Source organism: Microvirga terrestris (assembly GCF_015694425.1).
GTDB lineage: Bacteria > Pseudomonadota > Alphaproteobacteria > Rhizobiales > Beijerinckiaceae > Microvirga > Microvirga terrestris.
In genome coordinates, this window is record NZ_JADQDN010000006.1 from 255,533 (window position 1) to 269,656 (window position 14,124).

At 60.7% G+C, this 14,124-nt stretch carries 14 protein-coding genes; 4 read left to right on the plus strand and 10 right to left on the minus strand.

What is annotated here, in order from left to right; genetic code table 11:
• The first annotated feature begins 596 nt into the window (after positions 1 to 596).
• Positions 597 to 1,334 carry a LuxR C-terminal-related transcriptional regulator gene (locus I2H36_RS14130; RefSeq protein ID WP_196264533.1) on the plus strand — a complete coding sequence of 246 codons (738 nt, stop codon included), beginning with the start codon at positions 597 to 599 and terminating at the stop codon, positions 1,332 to 1,334.
• An 89-nt stretch (positions 1,335 to 1,423) separates the two neighbouring features.
• Here the strand turns inward: I2H36_RS14130 and I2H36_RS14135 are convergent, their stop codons facing one another.
• The 6 genes from I2H36_RS14135 to I2H36_RS14160 form a co-directional block, all read right to left on the minus strand.
• A complete protein-coding gene (locus I2H36_RS14135; RefSeq protein ID WP_196264534.1) occupies positions 1,424 to 3,064 on the minus strand; it encodes a GMC family oxidoreductase in 1,641 nt (546 codons plus the stop codon).
• Between the two features lie 68 nt (positions 3,065 to 3,132).
• Positions 3,133 to 4,107, minus strand: a complete 975-nt coding sequence (locus I2H36_RS14140) for a branched-chain amino acid ABC transporter permease (protein ID WP_196264535.1) — start codon at positions 4,105 to 4,107, stop codon at positions 3,133 to 3,135.
• A 4-nt stretch (positions 4,108 to 4,111) separates the two neighbouring features.
• Positions 4,112 to 4,999, minus strand: a complete 888-nt coding sequence (locus I2H36_RS14145) for a branched-chain amino acid ABC transporter permease (protein ID WP_196264536.1) — start codon at positions 4,997 to 4,999, stop codon at positions 4,112 to 4,114.
• A gap of 6 nt (positions 5,000 to 5,005) precedes the next feature.
• The gene (locus I2H36_RS14150) at positions 5,006 to 5,713 is read right to left on the minus strand and encodes an ABC transporter ATP-binding protein (protein WP_196264537.1); all 708 of its coding nucleotides are present in this window, start codon (positions 5,711 to 5,713) and stop codon (positions 5,006 to 5,008) included.
• Positions 5,706 to 6,464 (minus strand): ABC transporter ATP-binding protein, encoded by a 759-nt coding sequence (locus I2H36_RS14155; RefSeq protein ID WP_196264538.1) that lies wholly within the window; start codon positions 6,462 to 6,464, stop codon positions 5,706 to 5,708. The genes I2H36_RS14150 and I2H36_RS14155 overlap by 8 nt, the downstream gene beginning before the upstream one ends.
• A 122-nt stretch (positions 6,465 to 6,586) precedes the next feature.
• Entirely contained in the window at positions 6,587 to 7,795 is a 1,209-nt protein-coding gene (locus tag I2H36_RS14160) for an ABC transporter substrate-binding protein (protein WP_196264539.1), read from the minus strand.
• A gap of 307 nt (positions 7,796 to 8,102) precedes the next feature.
• On the opposite strand from I2H36_RS14160, the gene I2H36_RS14165 reads away from it, so the two are divergent.
• Positions 8,103 to 9,593, plus strand: coding sequence for an NAD-dependent succinate-semialdehyde dehydrogenase (locus I2H36_RS14165; protein WP_196264540.1), 1,491 nt, complete (start codon positions 8,103 to 8,105; stop codon positions 9,591 to 9,593).
• Between the two features lie 56 nt (positions 9,594 to 9,649).
• On the opposite strand, the gene I2H36_RS14170 is transcribed toward I2H36_RS14165, so the two are convergent.
• Entirely contained in the window at positions 9,650 to 10,450 is an 801-nt protein-coding gene (locus I2H36_RS14170) for an HAD family hydrolase (RefSeq protein ID WP_196264541.1), read from the minus strand.
• A 189-nt stretch (positions 10,451 to 10,639) separates the two neighbouring features.
• Here I2H36_RS14170 and I2H36_RS14175 point away from each other — a divergent pair, with 189 nt between their 5' ends.
• Complete coding sequence (locus I2H36_RS14175) at positions 10,640 to 11,893, plus strand: glycerate kinase type-2 family protein (protein WP_196264542.1); 1,254 nt, start codon at positions 10,640 to 10,642, stop codon at positions 11,891 to 11,893.
• 15 nt (positions 11,894 to 11,908) lie between these two features.
• Here I2H36_RS14175 and I2H36_RS14180 read toward each other — a convergent pair whose 3' ends face one another.
• Positions 11,909 to 12,589, minus strand: a complete 681-nt coding sequence (locus tag I2H36_RS14180; protein ID WP_196264543.1) for a sensor histidine kinase — start codon at positions 12,587 to 12,589, stop codon at positions 11,909 to 11,911.
• Positions 12,590 to 13,041: 452 nt separating this feature from the next.
• On the opposite strand from I2H36_RS14180, the gene I2H36_RS14185 reads away from it, so the two are divergent.
• Entirely contained in the window at positions 13,042 to 13,218 is a 177-nt protein-coding gene (locus tag I2H36_RS14185; RefSeq protein WP_196264544.1) for a CsbD family protein, read from the plus strand.
• A gap of 43 nt (positions 13,219 to 13,261) precedes the next feature.
• Here the strand turns inward: I2H36_RS14185 and I2H36_RS14190 are convergent, their stop codons facing one another.
• The gene (locus I2H36_RS14190) at positions 13,262 to 13,492 is read right to left on the minus strand and encodes a sulfurtransferase TusA family protein (protein ID WP_196264545.1); all 231 of its coding nucleotides are present in this window, start codon (positions 13,490 to 13,492) and stop codon (positions 13,262 to 13,264) included.
• Positions 13,479 to 14,117, minus strand: a complete 639-nt coding sequence (gene mobA / locus I2H36_RS14195) for a molybdenum cofactor guanylyltransferase MobA (protein WP_196264546.1) — start codon at positions 14,115 to 14,117, stop codon at positions 13,479 to 13,481. The genes I2H36_RS14190 and mobA overlap by 14 nt, the downstream gene beginning before the upstream one ends.
• Positions 14,118 to 14,124: the final 7 nt, after the last annotated feature.

Below are 14,124 nucleotides of genomic sequence, written 5' to 3' on the forward strand. Positions count from 1 at the left end.
AACGGCTTGCGCCGGTCGCTGTCAAACCTAACTCTCATCAGAGAGGCACTCGAGGCTGCAGGGGTGTTTACCTTCTTCGAGAGAGGTACGGCTTCCTGAGAAGCAAGCTGCAGAAGGGTCGCTCAATTGAAAATTGATCGCAGGGCGGATGATAGGCTTTGAAGGCTAAAGGTCTTCAAGATGCTGCATCCTGCTCTGCATCGACTTGTCGAAACTCTTGAGATGCCCAGTTAGGTTCACTGGCCGCTACAAGATCGTTTCGCGATAGTGGCTATCAGCACCCTCTCCATCGCTCTAATATTGCATGTACTATCTGACCCGCATGTAAGAACTAAAAATCAACTTGATCAGCGGCGAATGATGTTACCATGTATCTTGATTATACCTTTTGCTTAACAATCATTAAAATGTTTTGAATGGGTATTGATTGCCTCTCATAAGATTTTAAGCTAGATACCTTAAGGGAATTTTTACTTTTAACTCGCCGAATCAAGACGAGAAAGGCATCTGCAATGCGGAACACCTACGATCTTGATAGCCTTCCTCATCCAGGTGCATCATCGGGTAAGGATGTTGCATATTCCAGGTACATGGAATTGGCACGCTCTGTTGAGCCCTCGCCGGCCGATCATGCGGCTGTCAGACCCATCAGGACATTTCTCGTTGAGCCGAATGCTCTGTTGAGAGAGGGCCTGAGACGAATTCTGTCGGAAACCGTCTATGCCCCGTCACTTGCGGCTGGAAGCCTCTGTGAAGTCAGTTCCCAATGCGGTCCTGACAGCGGCACGGTTGTCCTCATCACGGATGCAAGCCGCGATCATGAGGGGCTCTGCCGTCAGACGAAATTGCTGAAAGAGCAGAACCCGAACGCAAAAGTGGTCATGCTGGTCGAACAATACGACTTGGCCCATGTGCTCACCGCTTTCCGTTCAGGCGCGGATGCCTATCTCAAGAAGTCCATTTCTTATGAGGTGCTCGTCAAATCGCTGGATCTGGTCCTCTTGGGAGAGGCCATCTTCCCTAGTGCGATTATCGAGCTCCTGCGCGACCAGGATGCGCGCCCCGAGCAGAATAACCAGGCATCGGCTTCAGAGGGTCCTCAGGAGATAACCCCTCCGACGAAGGGCCTGTCCGTTCGTGAGACGGTTATCTTGCGTTGTCTGATGGATGGCGACTCGAACAAGCTCATTGCGCGCAAGTTCGACATCACGGAAGCGACCGTGAAGGTTCACGTGAAAGCCATTCTGCGTAAGATTCAGGCCAAGAACCGAACGCAGGCGGCGATCTGGGCTGCAAGCCATCTGTCTGCAAGCCGAGGGGCGACTGTCAGCTGATCGGGCCCGACTGCTCTAAAGCGCCGTTCAAGGGAGCCGTTGGCTCCCTTTCTATTTGAATAAGGCTAAATAGGAGCCTCTCGGAGGGATTACGCTGAGCGGAGAACCTCGACGCGGGTTGGCGCCTGATCCTCAAGGATCATCGCGGCGCCCTTGTCGGCAATCATCAGCGTAGGCGAGTTGGTGTTGCCACTCGTGATCGTCGGCATGATCGATGCATCGATGACGCGAAGATTCTCGATGCCGCGGACCCTCAGGCGTGCGTCCGTGACGGCCATCGGGTCACTGTCGGTGCCCATTTTGGCGGTGCCCACAGGATGGAAGATCGTCGTGCCGATATCCCGTGCACCTTTGAGGAGATCCTCGTCGGTCATGAGCGTTGCACCAGGCTTGTACTCCTCGGGGCGGTATTTCTGGAGCGCCGGCATCGCAATGATCTGTCTGACAAGGCGCAGGGCATCCACGGCCACCCGCTGATCCTCATCCGTCGATAGATAGTTCGGACGAATAAACGGAGCCTCTCCGGCTTTGCCATTGCGGATCCGAACCGTTCCACGGCTGGTAGGCCGCAGGTTGCACACGCTCGCGGTAAACGCCGGGAAGGGGTGCGGGTCCTCGCCGAATTTGTCGAGCGAGAGAGGCTGGATGTGGAACTGGAGGTTCGGGGTAGCGTAATCCGAAGAGGAGCGCGTGAAGGCTCCCAGCTGCGAAGGTGCCATGGTGAGCGGGCCTTTGCGGAAAAGCGCATACTCAAGCGCCATCTGGCCCTTCTTGAACAAGGATCGGTACTCCTCGTTAAGGGTCCGTACGCCGCTGACCTTATAGATGGGGCGCAGCTGAAGATGATCCTGCAGGTTCTCGCCGACGCCCGGCAGATGGTGGACGACCTCGATTCCATGCTCCTGCAGGAAGGACCCGTTGCCGATCCCGGACAATTGCAGGAGCTGCGGCGACGCGATGGCGCCTGCCGACAGAATGACTTCCTTGCGAGCCATAACCCGCCGCAGGCTGCCGTTTTGCTGGATCTCAACGCCGATGGCGCGCTTACCCTCGAAGAGAATGCGCGTGGCATGGGCGTGGGTCTCCACCTTCAGATTGGGCCGTGACAGGGCCGGCTTGAGGAAACCGCGGGCGGCCGACCAGCGGCGGCCGTTCTTCTGATTGACGTGGAAGTAGGAAATGCCCTCGTTGCTGCCCGTATTGAAATCGCTCACGCGGGGAATGCCGGCTTCCACTGCGGCCTCAATGAAGGAGTCCAGGATCTCCCACTTCATGCGAGGCTCTTCGACACGCCACTCGCCGCCCGCGCCATGGTGTTCGCCCGCGCCAAGGTAATGGTCGAGATGCTGCCGGAAGATCGGCCGCACGTCATCCCAGCCCCAGCCATCGAGGCCCATCTGGCGCCAATTGTCGTAATCCTCGCGCTGGCCGCGCATGTATATCATGGCATTGATGGCGGAGCAGCCACCCAGGACCTTGCCACGAGGGTAGTTGAGGATGCGGCCGTTCAGGCCCGCTTCGGCCTCGGTCTTAAGCATCCAGTCGGCGCGCGGGTTGCCGATCGCAAAAAGATAGCCGACCGGGATATGAAACCAGATCCAGTTGTCCTTGCCGCCTGCCTCAAGAAGGCAGATCGTGTTGCGCGGATCCTTCGACAGGCGGTTGGCAAGTACGCAGCCGGCGGAACCGGCACCGACGATCACGTAATCGAATGTTTCGCTGTCTGGCATGGTCCAGCCCAATGAATGAGCCGGCGCTCACGGCAGGGAGCGCCGGCAGGGTTCGCGATGCCCCTAAACTACGCAGCGCCTTTCGACCTGCGCTTCATCAGCTCCAAGATCTCACCCACAATTCCTCGGCGGAACAGCAGCACGCAGATCACAAAGATGATGCCGATCAGCACGAGGACCGGGAAGTCCGAGGCTGCAAGGTAGTTCTGCAGGGCGATCACCAGGCTGGCTCCGACGATCGGGCCGACCAGGGTGCCGATGCCGCCGAGCAGGGTCATGAGGATCACTTCGCCCGACATCTGCCATTGCACGTCGGTCAAGGTCGCGAACTGGAAGACAATCGCCTTCGTGCTGCCCGCAAGCCCTGCCAGCGCCGCTGACATGACGAAGGCGCCGAGCTTGTAGCGGTCGACCCGGTAGCCGAGCGAGATCGCCCGCCGCTCATTCTCACGGATCGCCTTGAGGATGTTGCCGAAGGGCGAGTGAACGATGCGCCAGATGGCGAAGAAGCCGAACAGGAAGATCGCGAGCGTCAGATAGTACATGGCCAGCGGCTGGTTCAGATCAACGATACCGAGCAGGTATCCCCGTGGCACCCCCTGGATGCCATCCTCGCCGTGGGTGAAGGGCACCTGCAGGCAGATGAAGGCGAACATCTGCGACAAGGCAAGCGTGATCATGGCGAAGTAGATGCCTTGGCGCCGAATGGCCAGGAAGCCCATCACGAGGCCCATGACGGCAGCGCCTGCGACGCCGAGCAGGATGGCAGCCAGGGGCTCCCATTCCCACACCTTGGCGGCATGGGCGGTGAAATAGGCGGCCCCGCCGAAGAACGCTGCGTGCCCGAAGGAGAGCAGGCCCACATAGCCGATGAGCAGGTTGAACGCGCAGGCGAACAACGCGAAGCACAGGATGCTCATCAGGAGCACGGGATAGAAGAAGAACGGAGCCGCCAGGAGAGCCGCGATGGCGACCGCGCCGAGCACGATGGCGGAGGTGCGCAGCCTCGGCTGCTCTGCGAGATATTCGGTTCCAACAGCCATGATGCTACTCCTCCCGCCCGAAGAGACCCGCCGGCCTGACGAGCAGAACGATGGCCATAACCACGAAAATAACGATGCTCGAGGCTTCCGGATAGAACACCTTCGTGAGCCCTTCGAGGACGCCGAGCACATAGCCCGTCACGATGGCGCCCAGGATCGAGCCCATGCCGCCGACCACCACCACGGCAAAGACGATGATGATGAGGTTCGAGCCCATGAGCGGGCTCACCTGGTAGATCGGCGCCGCCAGCACGCCCGCAAGAGCTGCCAGCGCCGCCCCAAGGCCGTAGGTGAGGGTCAGAAGCAGCGGCACGTTCACGCCGAAGGCCTGAACGAGCGTGGCATTCTCGGTTGCTGCACGGAGATAGGCGCCGAGCCGGGTCTTTTCGATGAGAAGCCAGGTGCCGATGCAGATGACCAGGGAGGCGATCACGACCCAGCCACGGTAGATCGGCAAGTACATGAAGCCCAGATTGACACCCCCTGACAGCTGCGAGGGTGCAGCATAAGGCTGACCGGCGGCCCCGAACCAGTAACGGAACGCGCCTTCAAGAATGAGCGCGAGGCCGAAGGTCAGGAGAAGGCCATACAGAGGGTCAATGCCATACAGCCGGCTCAGCATGGTGCGTTCGATGACGACCGCAATCACGCCCACGACCAGAGGCGCTAGGACGAGGGCGAGCCAATAGTTGATGCCGAGCCAGTTCAAGAGCAGGTAGGCGGCGAAGGCGCCCAGCATGTACTGCGCGCCATGGGCGAAGTTGATGACCCGCAGCAGGCCGAAGATCACCGCCAAGCCGAGGCTCAGCATCGCGTAGAAAGAACCGTTGATCAGGCCGATGAGGATCTGGCCGTAGAGGGCCGGGGTGGGAATGCCGAAAATGGTACTCATGATGCTCTACACCCCAAGAACTTCGTGAAGTTCGTCCATGCGCGCATCGAGTTCGTGCCCGGGGAACGAGTTCACCATACGCCCATCCTCCATGAGGTAAAAGCGGTCGGCGACCTTCTTCGCGAAGCGGAAGTTCTGTTCGACCAGGAGGATCGTCATGCCGCGCTTCTTGAGTTCAACCAGCACGTCGCCGATCCGCTGGACGATCACGGGAGCCAAGCCTTCCGTCGGCTCGTCGAGGAGAATGACCTTCGCGCCTGTGCGCAGCACGCGGGCGATGGCAAGCATCTGCTGCTCGCCGCCCGAGAGCTTTGTGCCCTGGCTTGAGCGTCGTTCATAGAGATTGGGGAAGAGCGTGTAGATCTCCTCCACGCTCATGCCGCTGTCCGACACGGTCGGCGGGAGCGTGAGGTTCTCGGATACGTTGAGGCTTGCGAAGATGCCGCGCTCCTCGGGCACGTAGCCGAGGCCCGCCTGGGCGACCTTGTGCAAAGGCAGACTCAGGAGATTCTTGCCGCGCAGCCGAATGACACCCTCGCGGCGGCGCAGGATGCCCATGATCGCGCGCAGCGTCGTGGTCTTGCCGGCACCGTTGCGGCCAAGCAGCGTGACGGTCTCACCCTCGCGGATGTCGAGATCGACCCCATGCAGGACATGACTTTCGCCGTACCAGGCATTGAGGCCGCGGACTTCGAGGAGAGGAGCGCTACTCATGCTCGGTTCCCATATAGGCTTCCCGCACGCGCGGGTCCTGGCTGACTTTGTCGTAGGACCCATCAGACAGGATTTCGCCGCGGGCCAGAACAGTGACGCGGTCGCAGAGGTCGGCGACGACATTCAGGTTGTGCTCGACCATGAGCACGGTGCGGTTCTTGGCGATACGCCGGATCAGATCTGAGATGCGCCCGATATCCTCGTGGCCCATGCCGGCCATCGGTTCGTCGAGCAGCAGCATGGCCGGGTCGAGCGCGAGCGTCGTTGCGATCTCGAGCGCACGCTTGCGGCCGTAGGACAGCTCGGCGGCCGTCAGGTCCCTGTAGGAGGAGAGATTGACCGCATCGATCAGCTCCATGGCCCGCTCGTCAAGGGCGGAGAGTGCATTGGATGAGCGCCAGAACTGGGTTGCGAGGCCCGATGGGCGCTGCAATGCCACGCGCACGTTGTCGAGCACGGTCAGATGGGGAAACACCGCCGAAATCTGGAAGGAACGCACGAGCCCCAGGCGGGCAACCTCGGCCGCTTTCAGACGGGTGATGTCCGCGCCTTTGAATGTGATCTGCCCGCGGGTGGGGGTAAGAAACTTGGTGAGGAGGTTGAAAACCGTGGTTTTGCCCGCGCCGTTCGGGCCGATGAGGGCATGGATCGTGCCTTCGTTGACGGACAGGGTCACGTCCTTCACGGCCACGAAGCCACGAAACTCCATGGTGAGCCCGGTAGCGTTGAGGATGGGTTGCGTACTGACCATAGGGTTCGGCCGAGACTCTCTGGGTAGGGCGATCGTTGGTTCAGGCATCATGGGCGGTGTCAGCAGCTATCGCCAGACAGCAATAGAGGTGGGGCAGCGCTGCCCCACCTCGTTCGAGATGCTTATTGCGTGACCTGGCAGCCGCTGTCGGCAGCCTTCATGTAGGCGCTGTCGCCGGGGATCTTGGCGAGCTGCTTGTACATGTCCCAATCGCTCTTGCTTTCCTCCGGCTTCTTCACCTGGAAGAGATACATGTCATAGACCATGCGGCCGTTCGGCAGCACCTTGCCGTTCTTGGCGAAGACGTCCTGAACGGGCATCTCATGCAGGAGCTTGGCAACCGGTTCGGTCGCATCCGAGCCGGCCTTCTCGACAGCCTTGAGATACTGCGTCACGGCCGAGTAGGTGCCCATATGGATCATGTTCGGCATGCGGCCGGTCTTGTCCATGAACTTCTTCGCGAAGGCACGGTTCTCGTCGCTCTGATCCCAGTACCAGCCTTCCGTGAGGGTCAGGCCCTGTGCAGCCTTCAAGCCCAGACCCTTCACCTCGGCCAGCGTGAAGAGAAGTGCCGCAAGACGCGTGCCGCCCTGGGTGATGCCGAATTCGGCCGCCTGCTTGATGGCATTGGCAGTATCGAGGCCCGCATTGGCCATGCCGATGACGTTCGCGCCGGAGCTCTGCGCCTGGAGCAGGAAGGACGAATAGTCGGTGGCTGCCAGCGGATGGCGCACGGCACCGACCACTTGGCCGCCCTTCGACTTCACGAACTTCGAGGTCTGATCCTCGAGCGAGTAGCCGAAGGCGTAGTCGGCCGTGAGGAAGAACCACTTGTTGCCGCCGTTCTCCACCAGCGCGCCACCGGTGCCGACCGCGAGTGCATGGGTGTCATAGGCCCAGTGGAAGCCATAGGGGGAGCACTGCTTGCCGGTGAGGTCGGTTGTCGCCGCACCGGTCGTCATGGTGATCTTCTTCTTGTCCTTGGACAGGCCCTGAACGGCCAGAGCCACCGAGGAGGTCGTCAGCTCCATAATGGCATCGACCTTTTCGGTATCGTACCACTGACGGGCGATGCTGGCGGCCACGTCAGGCTTGTTCTGATGGTCGGCACTCACGATCTCGACCGGTACGCCGAGCACCTTGCCGCCGTGATCCTGCACCGCCATGCGAGCGGCTTCCACCGAGGACTTGCCGCCGAAATCGGCATAGACGCCGGACTGATCGTTCAGGATGCCGATCTTGACCACGCCGTCGGACGCCTGCTGAGCGTAGGCGGATGAGGCCAGGGCCGTGCAGCTGACAGCAAACAGAAGCTTATTGAGGATACGCATCGATTTCCTTCCCTTTATTCTCAAGGCAGATTGATCTGCCCTTGCTGGAGCCGCAGCATAAGGCGTGCGGTCGATGGTCAGAAAGGTACAGACACTTCGTCCCCGATCAATGACGGGAGCGGTCATCCTTAAGTCGCAGGGGTCTTTGATTTTTTATCTTAATTTCAGGCTTCGAGCGTCACGGTCTCAGAAACGTGACTGTTCCTGAGGCAATCCAGTCTTGCATCTCCGGCGGTTCACAAGCCTGTGGGCGCCCCTTATATCACCATCAGATTTCGGTCCTCGCTTTCCTCGATGGAGTCCTATCATGACTGCACATGCTAAACCTCTGGACCGCCGTGTTCTGGACCTCAAAGATCCATCGTTGCTGGTGGACCGGGCGTATGTGGCGGGGGCGTGGGTGGGGGCTTCCGACGGGCGCACCTTCCCGGTCACCGATCCGTTCGACGGCGCTGTCATCCTGGAGCTGCCCGATCTCGATGTCACGGCCGCCCGCCGGGCCATCGACACGGCGCATGCGGTGCAGAAAGACTGGGCACGGCGCACCGCCAAGGAGCGCAGCGCCATCCTGCGCCGCTGGTACGACCTCATCATCGAGAACGCCGACGATCTGGCCCTCATCCTCACCACCGAGCAGGGCAAGCCCCTGGCGGAGGCCAAGGGCGAGGTGATCTCGAACGCGGCCTATATCGAGTGGTTCGCCGAGGAAGCCAAGCGCATCGACGGCGACATCATTCCCGGGGCCAGCCCGTCCCAGCGCATCCTGGTGCTCAAGCAGCCCGTGGGGGTGTGCGCGGCCATCACGCCCTGGAACTTTCCCAATGGCATGATCACCCGCAAGGTCGGCCCGGCGCTGGCGGCTGGCTGCACCATGGTGCTCAAGCCCGCAGCCCAGACCCCGCTCTCGGCCCTGGCGCTCGCCGTGCTCGCCGAGCGGGCCGGCGTGCCCAAGGGTGCCTTCTCGGTGATCACCACCACGGACGCCAAGCCTGTAGGCGAGGAGTTCTGCCACAACCCTAAGGTGGCCAAGATCACGTTCACCGGTTCCACCAATGTGGGCCGCTGGCTCATGCGTGAAGCCGGCGACAGCATCAAGCGCCTGTCGCTGGAGCTGGGGGGCAACGCGCCGTTCATCGTGTTCGACGATGCCGATCTCGATGCGGCGGTGGAAGGCGCGTTGGCATCCAAGTTCCGCAATGCGGGCCAGACCTGCGTGTGCGCCAACCGGATCTACGTGCAGGAAAGCGTGGCCGGGGCCTTTGCCGAAAAGCTCGCCACGAAGGCCAATGCGCTCAAGCTCGGGCGGGGTACGGAAGAGGGCGTGGCCATGGGGCCGCTGATCGACGAACGCGCTGTGGCCAAGATGGAGGAGCATGTGGCCGACGCGCTTGCCAAGGGCGGTCAGGTGCTGGTGGGCGGCAAGCGCTCGAGCTTGGGCAGCACGTTCTTTGAGCCGACAGTGATGACAGGCATCACACAAGCCATGAAGGTGACCAAGGAGGAGACGTTTGCGCCGCTGGCGCCGATCATCACGTTCAAGGACGAAGCTGAGGTGATCGGGATGGCCAATGCGACGGAGTTCGGGCTGGCGTCGTACTTCTATGCCAAGGACATGGCGCGTGTGTGGCGTGTGGCGGAGGCTTTGGAGAGCGGCATGGTGGGGGTGAACACGCCGGCGCTCGCCAATGAGATGGCGCCGTTTGGCGGGGTGAAACAGTCGGGCTTAGGCCGCGAGGGCTCCAAGTACGGCATCGAGGGCTTTCTCGAGATCAAATACATCAACCTCGCAGGTCTGTAAGCCAGGCTCCGACAACAGAGGTAAAGCCCCGCATCGCGGGGCTTATTCTTTGATTCTTAAGCGGTTTTCGTCTTGAGCAGCAGGTCCGCAAGTTCTGCGAAGCCGTCTCCCGAGTGACCGTCCGTGATATAGGCGGGCTTATGCTTCAGCCGGTGTGCGAAGGCGTGAATGTTGGCGACGCCCACGCTCAAAGGGAACGCCTCGAACATGGGTTCGTCATTGGGCGAGTCGCCCGCATAGATCACGGCGTTCTTCGCCTGCTCCCAACCCATGCCGAACACATCTGCCAGCAGGGTTTTGGCCATGCTGAGCTTGTTGTAGTCGCCGAACCAGCCGTTCACGTGGATCGAGCTCACCTTCGCCTGCGCGCCGGCCTTCTCGAAGATGGACACGATCCGGTCCACTTCCGTTTCCGGCAGAGCCGGCACGTCCTCGCAGAAGTCGATGGCGAGATCGGCGAGGCGATAGGCTTGATCGCTGGCCAGGGCTGAGCCCGGCACGGCAGCCAGCACCTCCTTCTCGATGGCATCGAGCCGGGTCCGGTTCCGCCTCAGCTCCTCGGGGCTGGCCCAGAAATGCTGCTGCATGGTTTTCCGCTCGCGATCATAGCGGAAGTAGAAGGCGCCGTTCTCGCCCACCACCGCATCCACCGGCCACATGCGGGCGATGTGATCGCACCAGCCGGCGGGCCGGCCGGTGACCGGGATGACGATGAAGCCCGCATGATGCAGCGCTTCAAGTGCGCCATAGGCCTTTGCCGTCAGCAGGCCCTCCGTCGTCACCGTGTCGTCGATGTCGGTCAGCACCACGCGAATGGAGCGCGCAGCGGCCAGCGGAAGCTGCGAGAGAGGCTTCATATCCCGAACTCCGAGACAAAGGGGCAGGGGGGCGGCATAGGCGGAGGCATCCTTTCCAAGCAACTGTCATCCGGAATGGTGAGGCGGCTAACGGCGGATCTTTAAGCACGGGCGGGAGTGGCTTCCAAGGCCTTTGATTGGTGCTCTCGACAGGCTTCACGGGCGCGATTTCTCACGTAATGTGACCTCATGCACAATGATCGCGACATCCTCCATATCCTGTTCGAGGCAGCCCTGCAGGCGGCCCTGCCTGATGGAAAATTCGACGGCCGCCTGCCGGAGCGGCCGAAGGGGCGCACCATCGTGCTGGGCGCCGGCAAGGCCTCGGCACGTATGGCGGCTGCCTTCGAGGAGGCCTGGGCCCGCATTGGCGGAACCTGCGAAGGCCTCGTGGTTACGCGCTACGGGCATGCGGTCCCTACCCAATCGATCGAGATCGTGGAAGCGGCGCATCCCGTTCCCGATGAGGCGGGCTTGCAGGCAGCCAAACAGATCCTCGCGCTTGCACAAGGGGCAGGGCCTGACGATCTCGTCGTCTGCCTCATGTCGGGTGGAGCCTCGGCGCTTCTGTCCTTGCCGGCAGAGGGCGTCACCCTGGCCGACAAGCAGGCCTTGAACCGCGCCTTGCTGAAATCCGGTGCGCCGATAGGCGAAATGAACCTCGTGCGCAAGTCGCTGTCGGCCATCAAGGGAGGCAGGCTCGCCGCCGCCGCAGGCCGGGCGCACCTCGTCACCTATCTGATTTCCGATGTGCCGGGGGACGATCCGGCGAGCATCGGATCGGGTCCGACGATCCCGGAGAGAATCGACCCAGAAGTCGCGCTTTCGATCCTGCGCCGATACGGCATCGATGTGCCGAGCCATGTGGTGCAGTCCATGCGGGCGAGCGCCGTCACAGAGCCTGTGCTGGGTGGCACTCTCCATATGCTGGCAACCCCCAAGATGGCTCTCGATGCAGCGGCCGCCAAGGCACGTGAACTGGGCTTGAATGCCCTCATTCTCGGCGATGCTCTCGAAGGGGAGGCGCGCGAGGTCGGGCACGTCATGGCCGGCATGGCACGCTCGGTGCTCATGCATGGGGAGCCCGCCCGAACTCCTTGCGTGCTGCTGTCCGGCGGCGAGACCACCGTGACGGTGCGCGGTCAGGGGCGTGGCGGACGCAATGCCGAGTTCCTGCTGTCTCTGGCTCTTTCCCTGAAAGGGGAGGCTGGGATCTCCGCCATTGCCTGCGATACCGATGGCATCGATGGATCGGAGGACAATGCCGGGGCTTGGTGCGATGGCAGCTTGCTTGAGAGCGCCCGTGTTAAGGGCATCGACCTTGCTGTCCATCTGGAGACGAACGATGCCTACACGGCGTTCGCTCAGCTCGATAGGCTCGTCGTGACGGGGCCGACGCTGACCAACGTGAATGACTTTCGCTGCATTCTCATCCGTCCATGAACCGCTGAGATCTCTTCAAATGGAATAGCTGAGTCCGGTCGTGTTTGTTTCCGGCACGATCAAGCTCACCTTGGTGCCGCGTCTCCCTCCGCTTTCCACCTCAAGGTTTCCGCCATGAAGCTTGAGGATGTACCAGGCAAGGCTCAGGCCGAGGCCTGTCCCTGGGAGTTTCTTGGCGTTCCGTCCGCGAAAGAAGGGTTGCAGGACAAAAGGCAGATCTCTCTCCGAGATGCCGATGCCACGATCCTTGACCGTGATCCTGATCATGCCGTCCTCCCCGCGCGCCGTCACATCGACCTGCTGATCCGGGCGGGAGTATTTCATGGCATTCGACACAACGATGACGAGCGCCTGCTCCAGCAGAACCGGATCACCGATGATCATCTCCGGCAGGTCCTTGATGTCGACATGAAAGGGGCGGTCGGGTTCCTGACCTCCTTGCTCGCGGCAGACCCGCTTGATGAGTTCCGACGGATGGAATTCGCTCGGGTTGAGCATCATGCTGCCGGCACTAGCACGGGTGTAGGACAGGATCGTTTCGATCAACTCGTCAAGCCGCAGGCTTGCCCGCCAGATTTTCTCGGCTTTCACCTGGATATCAATGGTGCTCAGGCGGTCAGCCCGCCGGATCAGGCCCTGAGCCAGGGCATTGATCGTGGATAAGGGCGTCCTGAGCTGATGGGCCAGCAACGCCATGGGGTCCAAAGGGAGCGCCGCCCCGCGACCTGCTGTGCGGGAGATGGAGTGGTGGGAGGCTTTGGATGAAGAGCGGGGTGGACGAGCGGCGGACACGAACAAGAACCTATAACTTTATAACATTTGATACTTGGTTCGGTCCGAAGTAGCGCAGGAATAGCCGCTGTCTATCCCCCATTTGAGGCATCGACGAGATAAGTCAGTCAAATTGCATAACGAGGAACTGGATATTCTGCTTTATTAATTTATAAGTAAAATTGATGAATTCCATGGCTTCTATTGATTGAATTCAAGTCGTCTATCATGATTGTAATGGACATTATTCCTCTATAATGGACGAATACTTTCGTTTATAAGCACCATTTATTTAACGCAGACTTTCATCCTATGTCGCAACCGATGGCTTGTTCCGGCGTTTTCCTGTCAGACAACTCGATAGATAGGAGAGCAACATGGATCGCGATCGCACCGAAGGCAGCATGAAGAACATCAAGGGTCGGATGAAAGAGGGGCTCGGCAAGGCCTTGGGCGACTCGAAGATGGAAACCGAAGGCAAGATGGATAAGACCGAGGGTAAGATCCAAAATACCATCGGTGGCGTCAAGGATTCGCTCCGCAAGGACACCTGATCCTCAGGAAGGCGATAAAAGGCCCGGTATCGCCGGGCCTTTTTCATGCCAGTGCGCTGGCTTTGCGGATGAGGAAGCTGATGGTGGCATTCTCCTGCCGCTGATCCTCCAGAATGTCACCGGTTTCGCGAATCATGTTCGGAACATCAATTCCGGCCAAGGGATCCGTGCAGACGACCTTCAGCAGATCGCCGGGCTGCATGGCATGAAGGGCTTTGCGGGTTCTTAGAACCGGCAAGGGGCATTTCAAGCCGGACAGATCAAGTTCCGTCATTCAGCCCCTCCTGTTGGGCCAAAATCTCCGCACGCCTCGAATCCTCAGGCGTGTTGATGTTGAAGAAGGGATCAATAGACTCGACGGGCCAAGAGGCTTCGGCAAGTCCATGATGGCTGGTCCAATCCCTGATGCTGCGTACACCCTGATTCACGAGGGCCTGCCGTAGATCGTGCCGCATTGAGATAGGCCAAAGACCGACAGCGAAGTGAACCTGTGAGCCCGATGCGGCACAGGCAATGGGCTTGCGGGTTACAACGCATGCCTCGTGCAGCCGCAGCACCAGATCATGCGGGATAAAGGGTGTGTCGGCCGGTGCGCTCACAACCCATGCGAGGTCCGGTCGATGAGCGGCGCTCCAGTCGAGAGCCGCCAGGATGCCGGCGAGCGGTCCTGGATGATCCGGAATGGAGTCTGGAATGACCGGAAATGGCATTCTGTTGAACCGGGAAGAATCGCCGTTGGCATTGAGGATGACGCTATCGCATTGCGGCCTAAGGCGCTCAATCACGCGCTCCACCAAGGGCCGCCCTGCAAGAGGCAGAAGAGCCTTGTCGCTGCCTCCCATGCGCCGCGAGAGCCCGCCCGCCAAGATGGCGCCGAGGGGCGGAGGAGGCAGGCTCATGCGGGGT